The organism is Streptomyces sp. NPDC056373 (assembly GCF_042262425.1).
In the GTDB taxonomy this organism is placed as follows: Bacteria; Actinomycetota; Actinomycetes; order Streptomycetales; family Streptomycetaceae; genus Streptomyces.
In genome coordinates this window covers 424,147-449,080 of the sequence record NZ_JBHJPX010000002.1, presented here as the reverse complement: position 1 = coordinate 449,080, position 24,934 = coordinate 424,147, and the positions used below count along the sequence as shown (strand labels likewise).

Here is a 24,934-nt window from a genome sequence, read left to right as displayed (position 1 = left end):
GAGCCAGACAGGCCGACGTCCGCTCCAGGGAAGGACCCTTCGTGAGCGACACCACCGATCTGATGGGCGCACGTGTCGAGGACACCGCTGCCGCGCCCGCCACGGACGCCTCCGCGCCTGCCAGCGGTGCCGGCTCCCGGCGGCGCCGCGGTACCGGCCTCGAGGGCATGGTGCTGGCCGAGCTGCAGCAGGTCGCCTCGGGCCTCGGCATCAGGGGCACGGCGCGTATGCGCAAGAGCCAGCTGATCGAGGTCATCAAGGAGGCGCAGGCGTCCGGCGGCGCCGCTCCGGTCTCGGCGAAGGCCGACGCCCCCGCCGAGACCAAGCCCAAGCGCCGCGCCACCTCGCGGACCCGTACGGGCGACAACGCCGAGAAGGCGGACAAGAAGGCGGACGCGCAGGAGGCCTCCCAGGCCCCCGCGGACAAGGCCGACAAGGCCGACAAGGCCGTGGCCCAGCAGCAGATCGAGATCCCCGGCCAGCCGGCCGGCGGCCCCTCTCGCGACGGGTCCCGTGCGAATGCGGGCGAGCGCGGGGGAGACGAGGCGCCCGAGCGCCGTCGCCGCCGGGCCACCGCCGAGGCCGGAGCCCCGGCTTCCGCCGCGGAGACCGTCGTCGCCGAGGCGAAGAACGACACCAAGGCCGAGACGCCGGCCCAGTCGCAGCAGCAGTCCCAGAACAACGAGGCCAAGTCCGACGCCGGTGACGGCGGCGAGGGCCGTCGTCGCGACCGCCGTGACCGCGGTGACCGCGGTGACCGTGGTGGCCGGGACCGCGACCGCCGCGGCGGCAAGGGTGACGACCAGCAGGGCGGCGGCCAGCGCGGCCAGCAGCAGAGCCAGCAGGGCGGCGGCCGTCAGGACCGGGCACAGCAGCAGGACGACGATGACTTCGAGGGCGGCCGGCGTGGGCGTCGCGGCCGCTACCGCGACCGCCGCGGCCGTCGCGGCCGTGACGACATCGCCTCCGAGCCGCAGATCACCGAGGACGACGTCCTGATCCCCGTCGCGGGCATCCTGGACATCCTCGACAACTACGCGTTCATCCGCACGTCGGGCTACCTGCCCGGCCCGAACGACGTGTACGTCTCCCTCGCCCAGGTCCGCAAGAACGGCCTGCGCAAGGGCGACCACATCACCGGTGCGGTCCGTCAGCCCAAGGAAGGCGAGCGGCGCGAGAAGTTCAACGCGCTGGTGCGCCTGGACTCCGTCAACGGTATGGCGCCCGAATCCGGGCGTGGACGGCCGGAGTTCAACAAGCTCACCCCGCTGTACCCGCAGGACCGCCTCCGTCTGGAGACGGACCCGGGCGTGCTCACCACCCGCATCATCGACCTCGTGTCGCCGATCGGTAAGGGCCAGCGCGGTCTGATCGTGGCTCCGCCGAAGACCGGCAAGACCATGATCATGCAGGCGATCGCCAACGCGATCACGCACAACAACCCCGAGTGCCACCTGATGGTCGTCCTGGTCGACGAGCGTCCGGAAGAGGTCACCGACATGCAGCGGTCGGTCAAGGGCGAGGTCATCTCCTCGACCTTCGACCGCCCGGCCGAGGACCACACCACGGTCGCCGAGCTCGCCATCGAGCGCGCCAAGCGCCTGGTGGAACTGGGCCACGACGTGGTCGTGCTGCTCGACTCGATCACCCGTCTGGGCCGTGCGTACAACCTCGCCGCCCCGGCCTCCGGCCGCATCCTGTCCGGTGGTGTCGACTCGACCGCCCTGTACCCGCCGAAGCGCTTCTTCGGTGCGGCCCGCAACATCGAGGACGGCGGCTCGCTGACCATCCTCGCCACCGCGCTGGTGGACACCGGGTCCCGCATGGACGAGGTGATCTTCGAGGAGTTCAAGGGCACCGGCAACATGGAGCTCAAGCTCGACCGCAAGCTCGCCGACAAGCGCATCTTCCCGGCGGTGGACGTGGACGCGTCCGGCACCCGTAAGGAAGAGATCCTGCTCGGCAACGAGGAGCTCGCGGTCGTCTGGAAGCTGCGCCGGGTGCTGCACGCGCTCGACCAGCAGCAGGCCATCGAGCTGCTCCTCGACAAGATGAAGCAGACCAAGTCGAACGTCGAGTTCCTGATGCAGATCCAGAAGACCACCCCGACGCCCGGCAACGGAGACTGAGGGGAGCCGGCCCGCTCGGGCCGGCTCGGGTAAGGACTGCGCAAGAGGGCCGCTCCCCGCACGGGGGCGGCCCTCTGTGCTGTTCGTGTGCGGGTAGGATCACGCTCTCTTCGAACTTGTGATCCCGAGGGGGGACATTCGTGGGTACACCCATGCCCGGGGGCGGTCGGCACAGACGCCGGATACGTATAGCCCTGCCCGTCGCCGCGGCCGGTGTCGCCGCCGCCGTGGCCGGCGCGCTGCTGACGACGTCCGCAGACGCGGCCACGCCGCTGCCGCAGCCGACGGTCAAGCCCGCCGTCAGCTCGCCGTCGCTCGCCGAACTGGAGAAGCGCGTCGCGGGCGCCATGGCCGGTGACGACGTCGCCGGCAAGACGAGCAAGGCCGCGCTCACCGCGGGCACCGTCGCCGGCCGCATCGACCCGAAGGTCATCGGCGGCAACGAGACGACCATCAGCACGGCCCCGTGGATGGCGCAGCTCCACTACTACGACGACCGGGGCACCTCCAGCACCAGTGACGACATCGGCTTCTTCTGCGGCGGCGCCGTCGTCGCGCCGACGAAGATCCTCACCGCCGCGCACTGCGTCAAGGGCTACAACTGGAACGCCAACGGCGCCGTCATCACCGGCACCTCCCAGCTGCCCTCGGCCGACGGCACGGACCTGCACGGCGGCACCGTCACCGGTGTCTGGCGGCAGTGGAACCACCCGTCGTACAACGCGAACACCATCGACAACGACATCGCGGTGCTGACCCTGCCCGTCCCGGTCAAGGCCACCCCGATCCGGATGACGACGTCCGGCGACACCACGTCGTACAAGTCCGGCACCGACGCCAAGGTCTACGGCTGGGGCCGCACCAGCTCCACCAGCGACGACATCTCCGAGACGCTGAAGACGGCCACACTGCCGATGCAGTCCGACACGACGTGCTCCGGCGCGTACGGCGCGGACTTCATCAAGGGCCACATGGTCTGCGCGGGCAAGCCCGCCACCGGCAGCGACACCGGCACCGTCTCCGCCTGCAACGGCGACTCCGGCGGTCCCCTGGTCGTCAACAACCGGATCGTCGGTGTCGTGTCCTGGGGCGTTACCGACTGCGTCGCGAAGGGCGCCTACAGCGTCTTCAGCAAGGTCAGCACGTACGTGGGCGCCGCCTACCCGCGCCTCGACGACACCAACATCAGCGGCGACCACAAGGCCGACCTGTGGGTGCGCAACGCCTCCACCAAGACCGGCTACTCCAAGGACTCCAAGGGCACGTCGTTCGCCGCCCGCGAGTCCTGGGGCAACTGGAACGGCGTCAACGTCGTCCTGCAGACCGACCTGGACCGGGACGGCTACCAGGACCTGGTCTACCGGCGCAGCAGCGACGGCGACGTCTTCTGGACGCACTACGTCATCTCCAGCGGCACCTGGTCCACCAAGCAGATCGCCGACAACTGGAAGACCCGCACCCGCATCATCACCCCCGGTGACGTCACCGGCGACTACCTGCCCGACCTGCTCTCGGTCGACTCCGCGGGCGTGATGTGGATCTACCCGGGCAAGGGCAACGGCACCTTCGCGGCCCGCGTGAAGGTCGGCTCCGGCTGGAACCAGTACAACTCCGTGCGCGGCAAGGGCGACTTCAACGGGGACGGCAAGACCGACCTGATCGCCCGCAGCAAGTCGGGCAGCTCCCTCTACCTCTACAAGGGCACCGGCAAGGCCGGCTCGGGCGCCTTCTCGGCCCGGGTGAAGGTGCGCACGTGGGACGGCTACAACGCCTTCGACGCGCCGGGCGACGTCACCGGTGACGGCAAGGCCGACTTCCTGGCCCGCACCCCCGGCGGCACGCTCTACCTGTACCCGGGCACCGGCAAGGGGACCAGCGAGATCTTCGCCACAAGGAAGTCCGTCGGTACCGATTTCAAGCAGTACGACATCTTCGGCTGAAATTGCAGGTGAGCGGGGTGCGTCCCGCTGTGCCGAACACGCGCTGTGCCCACCGTCCTACGCGGTGGGCACAGTCCGTTGTGCAACCCTTTCCCGAGTTTCTCCGTCTGCCCAGGTGGAGCGACGATAGTGCGGGGAAGGTTCTTTTCCGGCCATGCCTGGCACTGATCGCAGGGGGTAAGCGACCGTAGAAGAGCTGAGGAGTACATGTCTGCCGAGAGCACGCCGGAACCGGGCATACCGGGAAACAACGGCATCAACGGAGCGCGTCATCGCGGCAAGGGCCGGCGGCGCAAGCCCCCGAGACGCCGCAAGGGCCTGATGATCACGGCCTGGACCACCGCGGGCATCGTCGTGCTGGGTGGTGCCGGAGCCGGTTACCTGTACTTCAAGCTCAACGGCAACCTCAAGAGCGTCGACATCGACCAGGCTCTCGGCACGAACCGGCCCAAGAAGGCCGACAACGGCTCCGAGAACATCCTCGTCCTCGGCTCCGACACCCGTGCCGGAGGCAACAAGAAGCTCGGCGGCGGCACCGACGACGGCAGCGCCCGCTCCGACACGGCGATGATCGTGCACATCTACAAGGGCCACAAGAAGGCCAGTGTCGTCTCCATCCCGCGCGACACCCTGATCGACCGCCCGTCCTGCACGGACACCAAGGGCGGCAAGCACCCCGCCGCCCACAGCGTGATGTTCAACTCCGCGTACTCCACCGGCGGAGCCGCCTGCGCCGTGAAGACCGTCGAGTCGATCACCGACCTGCGCATGGACCACTACCTGGAGGTCGACTTCGCCGGCTTCCAGAAGCTCATCGACGACCTCGGCGGCGTCGAGATCACCACGACCAAGAGCATCGACGACCCCGACAGCCATCTGAAGCTGAAGGCGGGCACCCACACGCTCGACGGCAAGCAGGCCCTCGGCCTGGTGCGTACGAGGCACGGCGTCGGCGACGGCTCCGACCTGGGCCGCATCCAGCTCCAGCAGGCCTTCATCAAGGCCCTGGTCAACCAGATCAAGGACGTCGGCGTCTTCTCGAACCCCAAGAAGCTGCTCGACCTCGCGGAGACCGCGACCAAGACGGTGACGACCGACTCCGATCTGGGCTCGGTCAACAAGCTCGCCTCCTTCGCGAGCGGCCTCCAGGGCATCAGCCCGTCCCACATGCACATGGTCACGATGCCGGTGGCCTACGACCCGGCCGACCCCAACCGCGTCCTCCTCCAGCAGAAGAAGGCCGACCAGATCTGGAAGGCCCTGGAGCAGGACAAGCCGATCCCGAAGAGCGCGACGACGGGCAGCGCCTCCGGCGAGGCCAAGGGCGTGGTCAGCGCCCCCTAGGGGCGCGGGGCTGAATCGATGTGCGGCTCCGCCGCGTGGGCGCGAGCACCTCACGACGGCCCGCGGGAACAAACAACGACAACCCCCGGTTTTGGGAGTAGGCCCCAGTCCTGGCAGACTGGTACGTCGGCTCCGGTTCACGCTCCCGCATCCCGCGGCGGCGACCCGGCGCCCTCCCGAAACTAGGAGACACCTTGAAGCGCGACATCCACCCCGAGTACGTCGAGACGCAGGTCAGCTGCACCTGCGGCGCGTCGTTCACCACCCGCAGCACCATCGAGTCCGGCACCATCCGCGCCGATGTCTGCTCCGAGTGCCACCCGTTCTACACGGGCAAGCAGAAGATCCTCGACACCGGTGGCCGTGTGGCCCGCTTCGAGGCCCGCTTCGGCAAGGCCGCCGGCTCCAAGAAGTAGCGAGCCCCCTAGGGCCTGCCCGGCGGATCCTGTCGGAGACGCGGGGCCTGGCGCGCACATCTGCGGCGTTGTCGTCAGTCGCCGACGCTCCGCGTCGACTCCTTCCTGCGCCTTGCAGCTGCACGCACCAGGCCCCGCTCACCGGCACTGACGGGTACGGCGGATTTCCTCCGACCTGATCCGCCGGGCAGGCCCTAGCGCCGGTCCACGGACGCGCCCCCTTCGCCGGGCGCTCCGGGACCGGCGTTTTTGGTCGCCCGCCCTTCACCCCCGTCCGTACACAGGAGCCCCAAGATGTTCGAGGCCGTCGAGGAACTCGTCGCCGAGCACGCCGACCTGGAGAAGAAGCTCGCCGACCCGTCGGTCCACGCCGACCAGGCCAACGCGCGCAAGCTGAACAAGCGGTACGCCGAGCTCACCCCCATCGTCGCCACGTACCGCTCCTGGACGCAGACGGGCGACGACATCGGGACCGCGCGCGAACTGGCCGCCGACGACCCCGACTTCGCGGCCGAGGTCAAGGACCTGGAGCGGCAGCGCGAGGAGCTGACGGAGAAGCTGCGCCTCCTGCTCGTCCCGCGCGACCCCAGCGACGACAAGGACGTCATCCTCGAGATCAAGGCGGGCGCGGGCGGCGACGAGTCGGCCCTGTTCGCCGGCGACCTGCTGCGCATGTACCTGCGCTACGCCGAGCGCGTCGGCTGGAAGACCGAGATCATCGACGCCACCGAGTCCGAGCTCGGCGGCTACAAGGACGTCCAGGTCGCCGTGAAGACCAAGGGCGGCCAGGGCGCGACCGAGCCCGGTCAGGGCGTCTGGGCGCGCCTGAAGTACGAGGGCGGCGTGCACCGCGTGCAGCGCGTGCCGGCGACGGAGTCCCAGGGCCGCATCCACACCTCCGCGGCCGGTGTGCTCGTCACGCCCGAGGCCGAGGAGGTCGACGTCGAGATCAACCCGAACGACCTCCGCATCGACGTCTACCGGTCCTCCGGGCCCGGCGGGCAGTCCGTCAACACCACCGACTCCGCCGTGCGCATCACGCACATCCCGACCGGGGTCGTCGCCTCCTGCCAGAACGAGAAGAGCCAGCTGCAGAACAAGGAGCAGGCACTGCGTATCCTGCGCTCCAGGCTGCTCGCAGCGGCGCAGGAGGAGGCGGAGCGGGAGGCCGCCGACGCCCGCCGCAGCCAGGTCCGCACGGTCGACCGCTCCGAGAAGATCCGCACGTACAACTTCCCGGAGAACCGCCTCTCGGACCACCGCGTCGGCTTCAAGGCGTACAACCTGGACCAGGTCCTGGACGGCGACCTCGACGCGGTGATCCAGGCCTGCGTCGACGCGGACTCCGCGGCGAAGCTGGCGGCCGCGTAAGGCAGGCACAAGCACGTACGAGTGATCACGTACGAGTAATACGGAGGACTTGCGTGCAGCAGTCATTTGGGGGGCGACCCCCAAGCCCCCGCAGCGTGCTGCTCGCGGAGGTGGCCCAGGCCACCCAGCGGCTCGCCGACGCCGGCGTGCCCTCGCCGCGTACCGACGCGGAGGAACTCGCCGCGTTCGTGCACGGCGTCAAGCGCGGCGAGCTGCACTCCGTCAGGGACTCCGACTTCGACGCCCGCTACTGGGAGGTCATCGCCCGCCGCGAGGCCCGCGAACCGCTCCAGCACATCACCGGGCGTGCCTACTTCCGCTACCTGGAACTCCAGGTCGGTCCCGGGGTGTTCGTGCCGCGGCCCGAGACGGAGTCCGTGGTCGGCTGGGCCATAGACGCCGTGCGGGCCATGGACGTCGTCGAGCCGTGCATCGTCGACCTGTGCACCGGCTCCGGCGCCATCGCGCTCGCCCTCGCCCAGGAGGTGCCGCGCTCGCGCGTGCACGCCGTGGAGCTGTCCGAGGACGCCCTGCGGTGGACCCGCAAGAACGTCGAGGGGTCCAGGGTCGACCTGCGGCAGGGCAACGCGCTCACCGCCTTCCCGGACCTGGACGGTCAGGTCGACCTGGTCATCACCAACCCGCCGTACATCCCGCTCACCGAGTGGGAGTACGTCGCCCCCGAGGCCCGGGACTACGACCCCGACATGGCCCTCTTCTCCGGCGAGGACGGCCTGGACCTGATCCGCGGCCTGGAGCGCACCGCGCACCGGCTGCTGCGTCCGGGCGGCGTGGTCGTCGTCGAGCACGCCGACACCCAGGGCGGCCAGGTGCCGTGGATCTTCACCGAGGAGCGGGGCTGGGCCGACGCGGCCGACCACCCGGACCTCAACAACCGCCCGCGCTTCGCCACGGCCCGCAAGGCACTGCCGTGAGCACACCGGGCACCCCGCGGTCTTCGCGGACCTCTTGGACTTCGTGGACTTCATCCCAGCAGTACGTGTACGAGGAGGCCAGCTAAAGATGGCACGGCGATACGACACCAATGACGCGACCGACCGTGTGACCGGTCTGCGCGAGGCAGCGTCCGCCGTCCGCCGTGGCGAGCTCGTGGTGCTGCCGACGGACACGGTGTACGGCATCGGCGCCGACGCGTTCTCCTCGGAGGCGGTCGCCGACCTGCTCGACGCGAAGGGCCGGGGCCGCAACATGCCCACCCCCGTCCTCATCGGTTCCCCGAACACGCTGCACGGCCTCGTCACGGACTTCTCCGAGCTGGCCTGGGAGCTGGTCGACGCCTTCTGGCCTGGTGCGCTCACGCTCGTCGCCCGGCACCAGCCGTCCCTGCAGTGGGACCTCGGGGACACCCGCGGCACGGTCGCCGTGCGCATGCCGCTGCACCCGGTCGCCATCGAACTGCTGACCGAGGTCGGCCCCATGGCCGTGTCCTCCGCCAACCTGACCGGCCACCCGGCGCCGGAGGACTGCGACGCCGCGCAGGAGATGCTCGGCGACTCCGTCTCCGTCTACCTCGACGGCGGCCCGACCCCCGGCATCGTGCCCTCGTCGATCGTCGACGTGACCCGTGAGGTGCCGCTGCTGCTGCGCGCCGGCGCCATCTCGGCGGACGAGCTGCGAAAGGTCGTACCCGACCTCGAGGTGGCGAATTGACGGCCCCTGGATCGGGGCGTGGCATAGGCAACGGGGAAAGCGCGGCAGAGATCACGACGACGTTCGTGGGGCTCCCGCGTGACAGCTTCCGGATCCTCCACGTCAGTACCGGCAACGTGTGCCGCTCGCCCATCACCGAGCGGCTGACCCGCCATGCGGTGCGGGAGCGGCTCGGGATCCTGGGCGGCGGGCTGATCGTGGAGAGCGCCGGCACCTGGGGCCACGAGGGCGCGCCCATGGAGTCCCACGCGGAGACCGTCCTGGCGGATTTCGGCGCGGACGCCTCCGGCTTCACCGGGCGCGAGCTCCTGGACGAGCACGTGATCCGCGCCGACCTGGTGCTGACCGCCACCCGGGACCACCGGGCGCAGGTCATCTCCATGGGTCACTCGGCGGGCCTGCGTACCTTCACGCTCAAGGAGTTCACGCGCCTGGTCAAGGCCATCGACCCGGCGACCCTGCCGCCCCTGGAGGAGGGCGTGGTCGACCGCGCGCGTGCGCTGGTCCGCGCCGCGGCCGCTCTACGCGGGTGGCTGCTCGCGCCGACGGCCGAGGCGGACGAGGTCTACGACCCCTACGGCGCCCCCCTGACGTTCTTCCGGTCCATCGGGGACGAGATACACCAGGCCCTCGACCCGGTCGTCACGGCGCTCACGGGCGTCCCCGCAAGGACGTAACAGCCGAGCGCTCCGCAGGGCCCGGGCCTACATTGGTGCTACGTCACCACGGCGAGTGAGCCGAAGGACTCAGGCGCCCGGAGGCGAACCGCCCAGACAATGCGTCGCCCGGAGCCCACCATGACGGTCACCCCTGCCATCCAGGCCGACGTCCTGCGCCGTCAGGACCCCGAGCTTGCCGACATCCTGCTCGGGGAGCGGGAGCGGCAGTCGACCACGCTCCAGCTGATCGCCGCCGAGAACTTCAGCTCCCCGGCCGTGCTGGCCGCGCTCGGCTCCCCGCTGGCCAACAAGTACGCCGAGGGCTATCCGGGCGCCCGGCACCACGGCGGCTGCGAGATCGCCGACGCCGCCGAACGCGTCGCCGTCGAACGGGCCCGGGCGCTGTTCGGCGCCGACCACGCCAACGTCCAGGCGCACTCGGGCTCCTCGGCGGTGCTCGCCGCCTACGCCGCCCTGCTCCGCCCCGGCGACACCGTCCTCGCGCTCGGCCTGCCCTACGGCGGCCACCTCACGCACGGTTCGCCCGCCAACTTCTCCGGCCGATGGTTCGACTTCGTCGGATACGGGGTCGAGGCCGAGTCCGGGCTCATCGACCACGAGCAGGTGCGCACCCTGGCCCGCACCCGCCGGCCCAAGGCGATCGTGTGCGGCTCGATCGCCTATCCCCGCCATCTCGACTACGCGTTCTTCCGCGAGGTCGCCGACGAGGTGGGCGCCTACCTCATCGCCGACGCCGCGCACCCCCTCGGGCTGGTCGCCGGGAAGGCGGCCCCGAACCCGGTGCCGTACGCGGACATCGTCTGCGGGACCACCCACAAGGTGCTGCGGGGCCCGCGCGGCGGTGTGATCCTGTGCCGCGCGGAGCTGGCCGAGCGGGTCGACCGGGCCGTGTTCCCTTTCACACAGGGTGGTGCGCAGATGCACACCATCGCCGCGAAGGCGGTCGCGTTCGGGGAGGCGGCAACACCGGCGTTCGCCGCGTACGCCCATCAGGTGGTGGCGAACGCGCGGGTTCTGGCGGCCCGGCTGGCGGCGGAGGGCCTGGTCGTCACCACCGGCGGCACGGACACGCACCTGATCACCGCCGACCCGGCGCCGCTCGGCGTCGACGGACGCACCGCCCGGGGCCGTCTGGCCGCCGCGGGCCTGGTCATGGACTGTTGTGCGCTGCCGCACGGGGACGCCCGGGGGCTCAGGCTGGGCACGGCCGCGATCACCACGCAGGGCATGGGCGAGGCCGAGATGGCCCGGATCGCCGCACTGTTCTCCGGGGTGCTGCGGGGCGTGACGGAGATTTCGAGAGCCCGTGAAGATGTTCGGGAGCTGGCCGGTCGATTTCCGCCGTATCCCGCTTGAGTCGGGGTAAGCGCATCAGGGTGCACAGCCACTCGTGCAACCATCGTCGCTACCCGGAAGTCCCCACCCATATGCGCGCATCGCTAGGGTGTGGGGCTGAGATGGCCAGCGAGACCTGTGGGGAAGCCCGTGCGTGAATACCTCCTGACGCTCTGCATCACGGCCGCGGTGACGTATCTGCTGACAGGGCCGGTACGGAAGTTCGCGATCGTGGCCGGAGCCATGCCGGAGATCCGGGCACGTGACGTGCACCGGGAGCCCACTCCGCGCCTCGGCGGTATCGCGATGTTCTTCGGCCTGTGCGCGGGCCTGCTGGTCGCCGACCACCTGACCAACCTCAACCAGGTCTTCGAGACGTCGAACGAACCCCGGGCGCTGCTGTCCGGGGCCGCCCTGATCTGGCTGATCGGTGTACTGGACGACAAGTTCGAGATCGACGCCCTGATCAAGCTGGGCGGCCAGATGATCGCCGCGGGCGTGATGGTCGTGCAGGGTCTGACGATCCTGTGGCTGCCGGTCCCGGGTGTCGGCTCGGTCGCGCTCACCCAGTGGCAGGGCACCCTGCTCACGGTCGCCCTGGTCGTCATCACCATCAACGCGGTCAACTTCGTCGACGGCCTGGACGGCCTCGCGGCCGGCATGGTCTGCATCGCGGCCACGGCGTTCTTCCTGTACGCCTACCGCATCTGGTACTCGTACGGCATCGAGGCCGCCGCCCCCGCCACGCTGTTCTCGGCGATCCTGATGGGCATGTGCCTGGGCTTCCTGCCGCACAACATGCACCCGGCGCGGATCTTCATGGGCGACTCGGGCTCGATGCTGATCGGCCTGGTCCTGGCCGCCGGCGCGATCTCCATCACGGGGCAGGTCGACCCGGACGCGCTCAACCTGTACGTGGGCTCGGAGAAGGAGGCCGTGCACCAGACGGTCCCCGTCTACATCCCGCTGCTGCTGCCGTTGACGATCATCGCGGTGCCGGCCGCCGACCTGATCCTGGCGATCGTGCGGCGCACCTGGCGCGGCCAGTCCCCGTTCGCCGCCGACCGCGGCCACCTGCACCACCGGCTGCTGGAGATCGGCCACTCGCACAGCCGCGCGGTGCTGATCATGTACTTCTGGTCGGCGCTGATCGCCTTCGGCGCTCTCGCCTACTCGGTCAACTCGGCGTCCATGTGGATCGTGCTCGGTGTGGTGTTCCTGAGCGCGATCGGGCTGATCCTGCTTCTGCTGCCGCGCTTCACGCCCCGCGCCCCGCGCTGGATGGAGCGCTTCGTGCCGCCGCGCTACCGGCGCCGCGGTTCGGTCGCCGCCCTCGCACCCGAGGCGTCGACGCCGGCCTCCGCGGCGGACCAGCCCACCCCGGTCGGCGCCGAGAGCCGCCCGCCCGTGGTCTCCGGGGTGGCCGGCGTCAACGGGGCGACCGCCATCGGCCCCCGTTCGCGTCTGGCCGACCGGCGCAAGGCGGGGACAAGGTAAGAATCTGACGAGAGCATTGCCAAGTCGTGGGGATGCGATGGGGGTGCGAAGCGCCCAATACCAGACATCTCGGCGCTGTTCTTGCTCAGACGCGCAGGTTCACTCTCATGTGTGAGAGTCCGCACACCTTCAGGTAAAGACTGCATCAAATAGTTTGTGATACGGTTCACGAGAACCCCCGGATAGAGCCGAAGGACCGCAGTGCGACGGTCCATTGGCGTGAGGTCTCCACTCAGCCCGGGACTACGCTCGTCCATGACGACACCCCTGCCCCCTGCGAAAGCGGAGTTGCCGCCATGCCGTCCAATGACGCCCGGAACCTCTTGCAGTGCGCTGTACCCACAGCGGCTGCCGGTGTGGTCGTGGTCGCCGTCAGTGGCGCGGTGGCCGGAGGCAAGGGAGCCGTCGGAGCGGCCGTAGGCACCGTGCTGGCCATCCTCTTCATGGGAATCGGCCTGTTCGTTCTCCAGTGGACGGCAAAAACGCTCCCGCAGTTGTTCCAGGCCATGGGGCTGATGCTCTATGTCGCCCAGCTCCTGCTTCTCCTGATGTTCGTCGCCCTCTTCAAGGACACCTCTCTCTTCAACGCGAAGACGTTCGCCCTCGGGCTCGTCATCGCCACCGTCGTGTGGATGGCCGCGCAGGCTCGTGCGCATATGAAGGCCAAGATCTTCTACATCGACCCGGACTCCGAGAAGAGTGAGAAGCCCGAGAAGACCGGGTCGTCGTCGTGACGAGTAGGGGCGCGATAAAGGGCAGTAGGAACTCCTGCTATCGTCCGGTGCCAACTGCGGCATCGCGGGCGCGGGCATCTGAGCTGACGCCTGCTCGAACGCGAGGCTCGATGCCCCCCAGCCGCCCTCACATCCGTAACACCAGTCCCGTGCCGAACCGCGGCTCCGTGCCGCGCCGACACAACGAGGTTGCCGTACCTATGCGTCACGCCGAAGGAGCCCGCGGTGAGTGCTGACCAGACCCAGCTCGCCTTTGACTGGAGCTGTCGGATCATGTCCGACGGGTGTGGTTTTCCGGCACCGGGCCTGCACTCGTTCCTCTTCAAGCCGATTGCCACGGTTGGAGGGTTCGAGTTCAACAAGGTGATGCTGCTTGCCCTCATCACCACCGTCCTCGTCATCGGCTTCTTCTATGCGGCCTTCGGCAAGGCCAAGGTCGTGCCGGGCAAGCTGCAGATGGTCGGTGAAGCCGGTTACGACTTCGTCCGCCGCGGCATCGTCTACGAGACCCTCGGAAAGAAGGAGGGCGAGAAGTACGTCCCCCTGATGGTCTCGCTCTTCTTCTTCATCTGGATCATGAACATCTGGTCCGTGATCCCGCTCGCGCAGTTCCCGGTCTCGTCGATCATCGCCTTCCCGGCGGTTCTCGCCGCGGTCGTCTACGTGACCTGGGTCTCGCTGACCTTCAAGCGGCACGGATTCGTCGGCTTCTTCAAGAACATCACCGGCTACGACAAGTCGCTCGGCCCGGTGCTGCCGCTCGTCATGGTCATCGAGTTCTTCTCGAACCTGCTCGTCCGGCCGTTCACGCACGCGGTGCGACTCTTCGCCAACATGTTCGCCGGTCACCTGATGCTGGTGATGTTCACCGTCGCCTCCTGGTACCTGCTGAACAGCTGGATGGTCCCGGCGGCCGGTGTCTCCTTCGTCATGACCGTCGTGATGATCGGCTTCGAACTCTTCGTGCAGGCCGTCCAGGCGTACGTCTTCGTACTCCTTGCCTGCACGTACATCCAGGGCGCTCTGGCCGAGCACCACTGAGCCCCGCCCGCCCCGCAAATCCCAAGAACGTCCGGTGGCCAACCCCCGCCGGTCCGTGAAAGAGAAGGAAGAAACAGCATGGCTGCCACTGAGACCCTCGCCGCTGTCTCCGGTTCGCTCGGCTCCATCGGCTACGGCCTCTCCGCCATCGGCCCCGGCGTCGGCGTCGGCATCATCTTCGGTAACGGCACCCAGGCTCTGGCCCGTCAGCCCGAGGCCGCCGGCCTGATCCGTGCCAACCAGATCCTGGGCTTCGCCTTCTGTGAGGCGCTCGCCCTCATCGGCATCGTTATGCCGTTCGTGTTCGGTCAGTAATCACCTGCTCACCGACACGTTTCGACGAAAGGCACTGATGTGATCGCCAACCTGGTGCAGCTGGCGGCCGAGGAGAAGCAGAACCCGCTTATTCCTCCGGGCCCCGAGCTGCTCATCGGCACCATCGCCTTCGCCATCGTGTTCTTCTTCTTCTGGAAGAAGCTGCTTCCGAACATCAACAAGGTTCTGGAGGAGCGCCGCGCGGCGATCGAAGGCGGTATCGAAGAGGCCGAGACCATGAAGGTCGAGGCCCAGAGCGTCCTTGAGCAGTACAAGGCACAGCTCGCCGAGGCCCGGCACGAGGCCGCGCGCCTGCGCCAGGAGGCGCAGGAGCAGGGTGCCACGCTCATCGCCGAGATGCGGGCCGAAGGCCAGCGTCAGCGCGAGGAGATCGTCGCCGCCGGCCACTCCCAGATCGAGGCCGACCGCAAGGCCGCCGCTTCCGCGCTGCGCCAGGACGTCGGCAAGCTCGCCACCGACCTGGCCGGCAAGCTCGTCGGGGAGTCCCTCGAGGACCACGCCCGCCAGAGCCGCGTGATCGACCGGTTCCTCGACGAGCTCGAGGAGAAGGCCGAGGCCGGGCGATGAACGGAGCGAGCCGCGAGGCCCTGGCAGCCGCACGTGAGCGTCTCGACGCGCTGACGGACTCGACGTCCGTGAACGCGGCTTCGCTCGCCGACGAGCTGGCCGCCGTCACCGCGCTGCTCGACCGCGAGGTGTCGCTGCGTCGGGTCCTCACCGACCCGGCGCAGGACGGAGAGGCCAAGGCCGGGCTGGCCCAGCGTCTGCTCGGCACCCAGGTCAGCGGCCCCGCCGCCGACCTGGTGGCCGGCATGGTGCGCTCCCGCTGGTCGCAGTCCCGCGACCTGGTGGACGCGCTGGAGGAGCTGGCCGACACCGCCGACCTCACGGCCGCCCAGCAGGCGGGCAAGCTCGACGACGTCGAGGACGAGCTGTTCCGGTTCGGCCGGATCGTCTCCGGCAGCACCGAGCTGCGCGCCGCGCTGACCGACCGCAAGGCCACCACCTCGGCCAAGAGCGAGCTGCTGCGCAGCCTCCTCGGCGGCCGGGCGCAGTCGGCCACCGAGCGTCTGGTCACGCGCCTTGTGACCGCGCCGCGGGGACGTAGCCTGGAGTCGGGACTCGAGTCCCTGTCCAAGCTGGCCGCCGACCGCCGGGACCGCATGGTGGCGATCGTCACCTCGGCGGTACCGCTGAGCGACCCGCAGAAGCAGCGCCTGGGCGCCGCCCTCGCGAAGCTCTACGGCCGCACGATGCACCTCAACCTGGACGTGGACCCCGAGGTCCTCGGCGGGATCCGGGTGCAGGTCGGTGACGAGGTCATCAACGGCTCCCTCGCGGACCGCATCGAGGACGCCAGCCGCCGGCTCGCCGGCTGAGCAGCAACTCAATAGGCACAACGTACTTACGACGGCCCTGGTTGGGCCGTGCAGAAGAATCCTGGGGGTCGCCCCCAGACCCCCAAAGTGAAACTTCGGGCCCAACAAGGAGAGCAGGGAACCCAGATGGCGGAGCTCACGATCCGGCCGGAGGAGATCCGGGACGCGCTGGAGAACTTCGTCCAGGCGTACAAGCCGGACGCGGCCTCGCGCGAGGAGGTCGGTACGGTCACCTTCGCCGGTGACGGCATCGCGAAGGTCGAGGGCCTGCCCTCGACCATGGCCAACGAGCTGCTGAAGTTCGAGGACGGCACCCTCGGCCTCGCCCTCAACCTCGAGGAGCGCGAGATCGGTGCCATCGTCCTCGGCGAGTTCAGCGGCGTCGAGGAGGGCCAGCCGGTCTCCCGTACCGGTGAGGTTCTCTCCGTCGCGGTGGGCGAGGGCTACCTCGGCCGCGTGGTCGACCCCCTCGGCAACCCGATCGACGGCCTCGGCGAGATCGAGACCGAAGACCGTCGCGCCCTGGAGCTGCAGGCCCCGGGCGTCATGGTCCGCAAGTCGGTGCACGAGCCGATGGAGACGGGCTACAAGGCTGTCGACGCGATGACCCCCGTCGGCCGTGGCCAGCGTCAGCTGATCATCGGTGACCGCCAGACCGGCAAGACCGCCCTGGCCGTCGACACGATCATCAACCAGCGTGACAACTGGCGCTCGGGCGACCCGAACAAGCAGGTCCGCTGCATCTACGTCGCCATCGGCCAGAAGGGCTCCACGATCGCCGGTGTGCGCGGCGCTCTGGAAGAGGCCGGCGCGCTGGAGTACACGACCATCGTCGCCGCCCCGGCGTCCGACCCGGCCGGCTTCAAGTACCTGGCGCCGTACACCGGTTCGGCCATCGGCCAGCACTGGATGTACCAGGGCAAGCATGTCCTGATCATCTTCGACGACCTGTCGAAGCAGGCCGACGCCTACCGCGCCGTGTCGCTGCTGCTGCGCCGCCCGCCGGGCCGTGAGGCCTACCCGGGTGACGTCTTCTACCTGCACTCCCGTCTGCTGGAGCGCTGCGCCAAGCTCTCCGACGAGATGGGTGCCGGCTCGATGACCGGTCTGCCGATCGTCGAGACCAAGGCCAACGACGTCTCGGCGTTCATCCCGACCAACGTCATCTCCATCACCGACGGCCAGTGCTTCCTGGAGTCGGACCTCTTCAACGCCGGTCAGCGCCCCGCGCTGAACGTCGGTATCTCCGTCTCCCGAGTCGGTGGTTCCGCGCAGCACAAGGCGATGAAGCAGGTCTCCGGCCGTCTGCGTGTGGACCTCGCCCAGTTCCGTGAGCTGGAGGCGTTCGCCGCCTTCGGTTCGGACCTGGACGCCGCGTCCAAGGCGCAGCTGGAGCGTGGCCAGCGCATGGTCGAGCTGCTGAAGCAGGCGCAGTACCAGCCGATGGCCACCGAGGATCAGGTCGTTTCCGTCTGGGCCGGCACCACCGGCAAGATGGACGACGTCCCCGTCGCCGACATCCGCCGCTTCGAGAAGGAGCTGCTGGACTACCTGCACCGCAAGGAGCAGGGTCTGATGACCTCCATTCGCGAGGGCGGCAAGATGTCCGACGACACCCTGCAGGCGGTCGCCGAGGCCATCGCGGAGTTCAAGAAGCAGTTCGAGACCTCCGACGGCAAGCTGCTCGGCGAGGACACCCCGGCTGCCGGTAAGTGATGACGGAAGGGACCTGACTCATGGGAGCCCAGCTCCGGGTCTACAAGCGTCGCATCCGATCCGTCTCCGCGACCAAGAAGATCACCAAGGCGATGGAGATGATCGCCGCCTCGCGCGTCGTCAAGGCGCAGCGCAAGGTGGCGGCCTCCACCCCGTACGCGACCGAGCTCACCCGCGCGGTCACGGCGGTGGCGACCGGATCCAACACCAAGCACCCGCTGACGACGGAGGCCGAGAACCCGACCCGTGCCGCGGTCCTGCTCCTCACGAGCGACCGCGGTCTGGCCGGCGCCTTCAACTCCAACGCCATCAAGGCCGCGGAGAAGCTCACGGCGAAGCTTGAGGCCGAGGGCAAGGAGGTCGTCAGCTACATCGTCGGCCGCCGCGGTGTCGCCCACTACAACTTCCGCGAGCGCAAGATCGCGGAGTCGTTCACGGGCTTCACCGACGACCCGACGTACGCGGACGCCAAGAAGGTCGCGGCCCCGCTGATCGAGGCCATCGAGACGGAGACGGCCGAGGGCGGCGTGGACGAGCTCCACATCGTCTACACCGAGTTCGTGTCGATGATGACGCAGACGGCGATCGAGGCGCGGCTGCTGCCGCTCAGCCTCGACGAGGTCGCTGCGGAGGCCGCGCCCAAGGGCGAGATCCTTCCGCTGTTCGACTTCGAGCCCTCGGCGGAGGACGTCCTCGACGCCCTGCTGCCGCGCTACGTCGAGAGCCGCATCTACAACGCGCTGCTCCAGTCGGCCGCCTCCAAGCACGCCGCCACGCGGCGCGCGATGAAGTCGGCCACCGACAACGCCGGAGAGCTCATCGAGACGCTCACCCGGCTTGCCAACCAGGCCCGCCAGGCCGAAATCACCCAGGAAATCAGCGAGATCGTCGGTGGCGCGAGCGCCCTGGCCGACGCGACCGCGGGGAGTGACCGATAAATGACCACCACTGTTGAGCCGACCGCTCCTGCTGGCGTGGCCACTGGCCGCGTCGCGCGGGTCATCGGCCCGGTCGTCGACGTGGAGTTCCCCGTCGACGCGATGCCGGAGATCTACAACGCCCTGCACGTCGAGGTCGCCGACCCGGCGCTCGCGGGCGAGAAGAAGACGCTGACCCTGGAGGTCGCCCAGCACCTGGGTGACGGCCTCGTCCGTGCCATCTCCATGCAGCCCACCGACGGCCTGGTCCGCCAGGCCCCGGTGACCGACACGGGCGCGGGCATCACCGTCCCGGTCGGCGACTTCACCAAGGGCAAGGTGTTCAACACCCTCGGTGAGGTGCTGAACACCGACGAGGTCCACACGGGCGAGCGCTGGTCCATCCACCGCAAGGCCCCCGCGTTCGACCAGCTCGAGTCGAAGACCGAGATGTTCGAGACGGGCCTGAAGGTCGTCGACCTGCTCACCCCGTACGTCAAGGGCGGCAAGATCGGTCTGTTCGGTGGTGCCGGTGTCGGCAAGACCGTGCTGATCCAGGAAATGATCATGCGTGTCGCCAACCTCCACGAGGGCGTCTCCGTCTTCGCGGGCGTCGGCGAGCGCACCCGTGAGGGCAACGACCTCATCGCGGAGATGGAAGAGTCCGGCGTTCTGGACAAGACCGCCCTGGTCTTCGGCCAGATGGACGAGCCCCCGGGCACCCGTCTTCGCGTGGCCCTGGCCGGCCTGACGATGGCGGAGTACTTCCGTGACGTCCAGAAGCAGGACGTGCTGTTCTTCATCGACAACATCTTCCGCTTCACCCAGGCCGGTTCCGAGGTGTCGACCCTGCTCGGCCGTATGCCCTCCGCGGTGGGCTACCAGCCGAACCTGGCCGACGAGATGGGCACCCTCCAGGAGCGCATCACCTCGACCCGTGGTCACTCGATCACCTCGATGCAGGCGATCTACGTCCCCGCGGACGACCTGACCGACCCGGCCCCGGCCACCACCTTCGCCCACCTCGACGCGACGACGGTTCTGTCCCGTCCGATCTCCGAGAAGGGCATCTACCCGGCCGTGGACCCGCTGGACTCGACGTCCCGCATCCTCGACCCGCGGTACATCTCGGCGGAGCACTACAACGCCGCGATGCGCGTGAAGAACATCCTGCAGAAGTACAAGGACCTGCAGGACATCATCGCGATCCTCGGTATCGACGAGCTCGGCGAGGAGGACAAGCTCGTCGTCCACCGTGCCCGTCGCGTGGAGCGCTTCCTGTCCCAGAACACCCACGCCGCCAAGCAGTTCACCGGTGTGGACGGTTCGGACGTGCCGCTGGACGAGTCGATCGCCGCGTTCAACGCGATCTGCGACGGCGAGTACGACCACTTCCCGGAGCAGGCGTTCTTCATGTGCGGTGGTCTCGAGGACCTGAAGAACAACGCGAAGGAGCTGGGCGTCTCCTGACCCGGGCAGCGCTCGAGTCATGAGGGGGCGGGGCTCGTCCCGCCCCCTCATTCACGCCTACTAGACTTGTAACCAACACCCGGCACTCCCGCCGGGTGGTGACCCGAGGAGCCACCCTTGGCTGCTGAGCTGCACGTCGCGCTGGTCGCGGCCGACCGTGAGGTCTGGTCCGGCCAGGCCACCCTGGTCGTCGCGCGCACCACGTCCGGCGACATCGGCGTCATGCCCGGTCACCAGCCGCTGCTCGGTGTGCTGGAGTCGGGCCCGGTGACCATCCGTACGAGTGAGGGCGGGACGGTCGTCGCCGCTGTCCACGGCGGATTCATCTCGTTCGCGGACGACAAGCTCTCGCTGCTCGCCGAAGTCGCCGAGCTGTCGGACGAGATCGATGTCCAGCGCGCGGAGCAGGAGCTCGAGCGCGCCAAGGCGGAGGACGACGCGGAGGCCCAGCGCCGCGCGGACGTCCGTCTGCGGGCTGCGACGGCGGCGCGCTGACCCCGACCGCCGTGTGATGACGTCACTCAGCCGCGGCTGGGTACCGGAGAGATCCGGGCCCGGCCGCGGCTGAGGCGGATGTGGGTGATTTTTACGTTCCGTTACCTAGGAGACGAGGAGGTCGGTGTCGATGGTCCTCGCTCTGACTGTGTGCGGAATCGTGGTGGCCCTCGTGGTGGTGGGCCTGTTCGTCTTCGGTCTGCGCCGCCGGCTGATCCAGCGGTCGGGCGGCACCTTCGACGCCAGCATGCGCTGGGACGCCCCGTCCGAGGGCGACAGCAACGGCAAGGGCTGGGCGTACGGCGTGTCCCGGTACAACGGTGACCGCGTCGAGTGGTACCGCGTCTTCTCCTACTCGCCCCGTCCGCGCCGTGTCCTGGAGCGTTCCGCGATCGAGGTGGCCGGCCGCCGGGTCCCGGAGGGGGAGGAGGAGCTGGCGCTGCTCTCCGACCATGTGATCCTGGCCTGTCTGCACCGGGGCACGCGTCTCGAACTCGCGATGAGCGAAGACGCGCTGACCGGCTTTCTCGCGTGGCTCGAAGCGGCCCCGCCCGGTCAGCGGGTGAATGTGGCGTAGCCACATTCACCCGCTGGGTGGGGGTCCCCCCGGACGAAGTCTGGGGGAGCGTCAATGTGGCTTAGGGTCTGAGCCCCCTCGAACGTCCTTCTGGCCCGGCCTACTTCAGGCCGCTGTCGATGGCGTTCGCCAGCTCTCCGTTCGCGGTGTCTCCGCTGAACTCCCAGAAGAACGCGCCGCCCAGGCCCTGGTTCTTGGCCCAGCTCATCTTCCCGGCGATGGTCGACGGGGTGTCGTAGGACCACCAGTTGCTGCCGCAGTAGGCGTACGCCGTGCCGGCGACGGTGCCGGTCACCGGGCAGGAGTTCTTCAGGACCTTGTAGTCCTCGATGCCCGCCTCGTACGTGCCCGGGGCCGCGCCGGTCGCCGAGCCGCCGGGGGCGGACTGGGTGACGCCGGTCCAGCCGCGGCCGTAGAAGCCGATGCCGAGGAGCAGCTTCTTCGCGGGGACGCCCTTCGCCTTCAGCTTGGCGATCGCGTCGGCCGAGTTGAAGCCGGCCTGCGGGATCCCCGGGTAGGACGTGAGCGGGGAGTGCGGGGCGGTCGGGCCGTCCTTGTCGAAGGCGCCGAAGTAGTCGTACGTCATCACGTTGTACCAGTCGAGGTGCTGGGCGGCGCCGCCGTAGTCGGCCGCGTCGATCTTGCCGCCGGAGGAGCCGTCGGCGGTGATGGCCGCGGTGACCAGGTAGTTCGGGCCGAACTCGGTACGCAGCGCCGACATCAGGTTCTTGAACGCGGCGGGGCCCGAGGTGTCGCAGCTCAGGCCGCAGGCGTTCGGGTACTCCCAGTCGATGTCGATGCCGTCGAAGACGTCGGCCCAGCGCGGGTCCTCCACGACGGCCTTGCAGGACTTGGCGAAGGCGGCGGCGTTGGCCGCGGCCTGGCCGAAGCCGCCGGAGTAGGTCCAGCCGCCGAAGGAGTACAGCACCTTGATGTGCGGGTACTTGGCCTTCAGCTGCCGGAGCTGGTTGAAGTTGCCGCGCAGCGGCTGGTCCCAGGTGTCGGCGGTGCCGCTGACGGACTGGTCGGCGGTGTAGGCCTTGTCGTAGGCGGCGTAGGTGTCGTCGACGGTGCACTGGCCGTTCTTGACGTTGCCGAAGGCGTAGTTGATGTGCGTGATCTTCGAGGCCGTGCCCGACGTCACCAGGTTCTTGACGTGGTAGTTGCGGCCGTAGACGCCCCACTCGGTGAAGTAGCCGAGCTTGACCTTGTCGCCGGTGGGCGGCGGCTCGGTGGTGCCGCCGGTGGTGCGGACCCGGACGGCGCCGCTGACCGGGCCGGTCTGGTCGGCGGTGTCACGGGCCTGGACGGAGTAGGAGTAGTCGGTGCCCTTGGTCAGACCGGTGTCCGTGTACGAGGTGGTCGTGACCGTGGCGACCTTCGTGCCGTCGCGCAGGACGTCGTAGTTCTTGACGCCCTTGTCGTCGGTGGCCGCGGACCAGGTCAGCTTCACCGAGGTGTCGGTGATGCCGGAGGCGGTGGGGGTGCCGGGGGCGCTCGGCGCACTGTCGCCGGGTTCCGTGGTGCCGCCGTCGCAACTGCCGCCGTTGAGCTTGCAGTTCGCGGGGGAGCCGGAGCCCGAGCCGTTGAAGCCGAAGGAGACGGAGGCGCCGGGGGCGAGGCTGCCGTTCCAGGACTTGTTCTTCGCGGTCCAATGGGTGCCGGAGGAGGTGACGTCGGCGTCCCAGGCGGAGGTGACGGAGGTGCCGGAGGGGAAGTCCCACTCGACGGTCCAGGAACTGAGGGCCGTGGTGCCGGTGTTCTTCACCGTCCACTTGCCCTCGAAGCCGGAGCCCCAGTCCTGGGTCTTTGCGTAGGTCGCGGTGGCGGACGTGGCTGCCTGGGCCGGGCTCGCCAGGCCGACGAGGCCGGCCAGCGGGAGCAACAGGGTCGCGAACCCTGCCGCGGCTCTGTGTCTGAAGCGCATGGTGCGCCTCCTCGATGGAGTTGTGGGGGCGTGACTGAGCCTCACGCCCACTCGTGGTGCGGTGAGAATAGAAAGGTCTGGACCACCGGTCAATAGGTCTGGACCACCATCCACCGGACTCCTCAGACACCCAACTCCTGTGCCAGCACGGCGGCTTGCACCCGGCTCCGCAGCCCCAGCTTCCCGAGCAGCCTGCTGACATGGGTCTTCACGGTCGCCTCGGCCATGTCGAGCCGCTCCGCGATGCCCGCGTTGGACAACCCACGGCCGAGGCAGGACAGCACCTCGCGCTCCCGCCGGGTCAGCTGTTCGAGCACCGCCGGATCGGCCGCGGGCTCCCGGGCGGGCTTCGCGGCGAACTCCGCGATCAGCCGCCGCGTCACCGCCGGGGCGATCAGCCCCTCCCCGCGCGCGACCGTCCGCACGGCCTCCAGCAGCTGCCTCGCCTCGGTGTTCTTCAGCAGGAACCCGGACGCCCCCGCCCGCAACGCCCCGAAGACGTACTCGTCGAGATCGAAGGTGGTCAGCACGAGTACGTCCGCGAGCCGCTCCCCGACGACCTGCCGAGTCGCCGACACCCCGTCCAGGCGCGGCATCTGAACGTCCATCAGCACCAGGTCCGGCCGCAACTCGCGGGCCAGCACCACCGCCTGCTCACCGTCCGCGGCCTCGCCGACCACCTCGATGTCGGGTGCGCTGCGCAGGATGAGGACCAGTCCGGCGCGGACGGCGGACTGGTCCTCGGCGACCAGGACGCGGATCATGCGGTTTCTCCTTCGAGGGTGCCGTCGACGGGGAGGGTGGCGCGCACGGCCCAGATCTTGCCCGCGCACGAGTCCTCGGGGACTGCGTCGAACGTGCCGTCCAGCAGGGCCACACGTTCTCTCATGCCGACCAGACCCGCGCCGGACCCGGGGGCGCGCGGCGCGTCCCGGTCGCCGTACGGGCTGGTCACGCTGACGACGAGTGAGCCGTCCCGCCGCCTCAGGGACACGGTGACCCGGCCCGGGGCCGCGTGCTTGAGCGCATTGGTCAGTGACTCCTGCACGATGCGGTAGGCGGCGAGCTCGACGGGGGCGGGCGCGTCGCTCGGCTCGGCGTCGAGGGTGACGTCGAGGCCGTTGGCCCGGGCGCCGTCCACCAGCGAGCCCAGGCCGTCGAGCGTGGGAGCGGCGGACGGCTCCACGTCACCGCTGCTGTCGCGCAGGATGCCGATCAGGCGGCGCATCTCGGCGAGCCCCTCCACACTGTTCTCGCGGATGACCGCGAGCGCGTCCTGAGAGGTCTTCGGATCGTCGAGGGACAGCGCGGCGGTGGAGTGGATGGCGATCGCGGACAGGTGATTGGCCACCATGTCGTGCAGCTCGCGGGCCATCCGGGCGCGCTCGGCGGTGACGGCCTGGGTGCGGTCCATCTCCGCGAGCAGCGCGGTCTGCTCGGCGCGCAGCCGCGCCGCCTCGGCGGCCTCGCGGTGGTTGCGCACGATCAGCCCGGTGGAGGCGGGCCCGAAGGAGACCAGGCCGGTGACCACACCGATCAGCAGCGCCTCGGGCTCGCGCCAGACCGCGAACGGCACGACGGCACCGGCCACGGTGAGCAGCCCGGTGATCCGCGGGATGCGGTGGGCCGAGGCGGGCGGGCCGTACAGGACGGCCGCGTACATCAGGTCGGTGTACATCAGGATCGAGACCAGGTTGCCCTGGGTGACGACGTCCAGGACGATCGCGGCCGTGCCGATCAACAGGCCGGTGCGCGGGGCGGCCCGGCGCAGCAACTCGCAGCCGGCGAGCACGAACAGCGGCAGCAGGACCGGCCAGCGCCCGGGCAGGAGCACGTACACCTCGGTGCTCGGTCTCGTGGCCAGGCCGGCACCCCACAGCAGCAGTCCGCCGAGCAGACTGCCGAGCGCGACGTAGACGTCGAAACGTCGGGGGCGGGGGAGTCCGGCGGCCATGGCAC

Annotated in this window: 23 protein-coding genes; 20 read left to right on the top strand and 3 right to left on the bottom strand. The window is 69.4% G+C overall.

What is annotated here, in order from left to right; all coding sequences use genetic code 11:
* The first annotated feature begins 41 nt into the window (after positions 1-41).
* From rho to ACFCXS_RS05860, 20 genes are all read left to right on the top strand, one after another.
* On the top strand, positions 42-2,129 hold the full coding sequence (rho, locus tag ACFCXS_RS05955; protein WP_376641839.1) for a transcription termination factor Rho: 2,088 nt from the start codon (positions 42-44) through the stop codon (positions 2,127-2,129).
* Between the two features lie 152 nt (positions 2,130-2,281).
* Positions 2,282-4,069 carry a trypsin-like serine protease gene (locus ACFCXS_RS05950; protein WP_376641994.1) on the top strand — a complete coding sequence of 596 codons (1,788 nt, stop codon included), beginning with the start codon at positions 2,282-2,284 and terminating at the stop codon, positions 4,067-4,069.
* A 207-nt stretch (positions 4,070-4,276) separates the two neighbouring features.
* Positions 4,277-5,413, top strand: coding sequence for an LCP family protein (locus ACFCXS_RS05945; protein ID WP_376641838.1), 1,137 nt, complete (start codon positions 4,277-4,279; stop codon positions 5,411-5,413).
* 194 nt (positions 5,414-5,607) lie between these two features.
* A complete protein-coding gene (gene rpmE, locus ACFCXS_RS05940; protein WP_003992975.1) occupies positions 5,608-5,829 on the top strand; it encodes a 50S ribosomal protein L31 in 222 nt (73 codons plus the stop codon).
* Between the two features lie 294 nt (positions 5,830-6,123).
* The gene (gene prfA / locus ACFCXS_RS05935; RefSeq protein WP_376641837.1) at positions 6,124-7,200 is read left to right on the top strand and encodes a peptide chain release factor 1; all 1,077 of its coding nucleotides are present in this window, start codon (positions 6,124-6,126) and stop codon (positions 7,198-7,200) included.
* Between the two features lie 95 nt (positions 7,201-7,295).
* On the top strand, positions 7,296-8,135 hold the full coding sequence (gene prmC / locus ACFCXS_RS05930) for a peptide chain release factor N(5)-glutamine methyltransferase (protein ID WP_376641836.1): 840 nt from the start codon (positions 7,296-7,298) through the stop codon (positions 8,133-8,135).
* 88 nt (positions 8,136-8,223) lie between these two features.
* Complete coding sequence (locus ACFCXS_RS05925; protein WP_030854964.1) at positions 8,224-8,871, top strand: L-threonylcarbamoyladenylate synthase; 648 nt, start codon at positions 8,224-8,226, stop codon at positions 8,869-8,871.
* Positions 8,868-9,548, top strand: coding sequence for a protein-tyrosine-phosphatase (locus tag ACFCXS_RS05920; RefSeq protein ID WP_376641835.1), 681 nt, complete (start codon positions 8,868-8,870; stop codon positions 9,546-9,548). Before ACFCXS_RS05925 ends, ACFCXS_RS05920 begins: the two co-directional genes overlap by 4 nt.
* 120 nt (positions 9,549-9,668) lie before the next feature.
* Entirely contained in the window at positions 9,669-10,907 is a 1,239-nt protein-coding gene (glyA, locus tag ACFCXS_RS05915) for a serine hydroxymethyltransferase (protein ID WP_376641834.1), read from the top strand.
* Positions 10,908-11,036: 129 nt separating this feature from the next.
* On the top strand, positions 11,037-12,383 hold the full coding sequence (locus tag ACFCXS_RS05910) for an MraY family glycosyltransferase (protein ID WP_376641833.1): 1,347 nt from the start codon (positions 11,037-11,039) through the stop codon (positions 12,381-12,383).
* A gap of 296 nt (positions 12,384-12,679) precedes the next feature.
* Entirely contained in the window at positions 12,680-13,117 is a 438-nt protein-coding gene (locus ACFCXS_RS05905; RefSeq protein WP_376641832.1) for a hypothetical protein, read from the top strand.
* 273 nt (positions 13,118-13,390) lie between these two features.
* Entirely contained in the window at positions 13,391-14,158 is a 768-nt protein-coding gene (gene atpB, locus ACFCXS_RS05900; protein ID WP_376641993.1) for a F0F1 ATP synthase subunit A, read from the top strand.
* A gap of 78 nt (positions 14,159-14,236) precedes the next feature.
* Positions 14,237-14,473 (top strand): F0F1 ATP synthase subunit C, encoded by a 237-nt coding sequence (locus tag ACFCXS_RS05895; RefSeq protein ID WP_351098992.1) that lies wholly within the window; start codon positions 14,237-14,239, stop codon positions 14,471-14,473.
* A gap of 39 nt (positions 14,474-14,512) precedes the next feature.
* Positions 14,513-15,061 carry a F0F1 ATP synthase subunit B gene (locus tag ACFCXS_RS05890; protein ID WP_097220595.1) on the top strand — a complete coding sequence of 183 codons (549 nt, stop codon included), beginning with the start codon at positions 14,513-14,515 and terminating at the stop codon, positions 15,059-15,061.
* Positions 15,058-15,873 carry a F0F1 ATP synthase subunit delta gene (locus ACFCXS_RS05885; RefSeq protein ID WP_344458798.1) on the top strand — a complete coding sequence of 272 codons (816 nt, stop codon included), beginning with the start codon at positions 15,058-15,060 and terminating at the stop codon, positions 15,871-15,873. The genes ACFCXS_RS05890 and ACFCXS_RS05885 overlap by 4 nt, the downstream gene beginning before the upstream one ends.
* Positions 15,874-15,999: 126 nt before the next feature.
* Positions 16,000-17,589 (top strand): F0F1 ATP synthase subunit alpha, encoded by a 1,590-nt coding sequence (gene atpA, locus ACFCXS_RS05880; protein WP_376641831.1) that lies wholly within the window; start codon positions 16,000-16,002, stop codon positions 17,587-17,589.
* A 20-nt stretch (positions 17,590-17,609) separates the two neighbouring features.
* On the top strand, positions 17,610-18,527 hold the full coding sequence (locus ACFCXS_RS05875) for a F0F1 ATP synthase subunit gamma (protein WP_376641830.1): 918 nt from the start codon (positions 17,610-17,612) through the stop codon (positions 18,525-18,527).
* Positions 18,528-19,976 (top strand): F0F1 ATP synthase subunit beta, encoded by a 1,449-nt coding sequence (gene atpD / locus ACFCXS_RS05870; RefSeq protein WP_376641829.1) that lies wholly within the window; start codon positions 18,528-18,530, stop codon positions 19,974-19,976. It abuts the gene before it with no gap.
* Positions 19,977-20,093: 117 nt separating this feature from the next.
* Positions 20,094-20,471: a F0F1 ATP synthase subunit epsilon gene (locus ACFCXS_RS05865; protein ID WP_033312984.1), complete on the top strand. Its 378-nt coding sequence runs from the start codon at positions 20,094-20,096 to the stop codon at positions 20,469-20,471.
* Positions 20,472-20,601: 130 nt separating this feature from the next.
* Positions 20,602-21,048 (top strand): DUF2550 domain-containing protein, encoded by a 447-nt coding sequence (locus ACFCXS_RS05860; protein ID WP_376641828.1) that lies wholly within the window; start codon positions 20,602-20,604, stop codon positions 21,046-21,048.
* 100 nt (positions 21,049-21,148) lie between these two features.
* On the opposite strand, the gene ACFCXS_RS05855 is transcribed toward ACFCXS_RS05860, so the two are convergent.
* The 3 genes from ACFCXS_RS05855 to ACFCXS_RS05845 all read right to left on the bottom strand — a co-directional run bounded on the left by ACFCXS_RS05855 (position 21,149) and on the right by ACFCXS_RS05845 (position 24,929).
* Complete coding sequence (locus ACFCXS_RS05855) at positions 21,149-22,975, bottom strand: glycosyl hydrolase family 18 protein (RefSeq protein WP_376641827.1); 1,827 nt, start codon at positions 22,973-22,975, stop codon at positions 21,149-21,151.
* A 122-nt stretch (positions 22,976-23,097) separates the two neighbouring features.
* Positions 23,098-23,739, bottom strand: a complete 642-nt coding sequence (locus ACFCXS_RS05850) for a response regulator (RefSeq protein WP_376641826.1) — start codon at positions 23,737-23,739, stop codon at positions 23,098-23,100.
* Positions 23,736-24,929, bottom strand: coding sequence for a sensor histidine kinase (locus tag ACFCXS_RS05845; protein ID WP_376641825.1), 1,194 nt, complete (start codon positions 24,927-24,929; stop codon positions 23,736-23,738). Before ACFCXS_RS05845 ends, ACFCXS_RS05850 begins: the two co-directional genes overlap by 4 nt.
* Positions 24,930-24,934 lie beyond the last annotated feature (5 nt).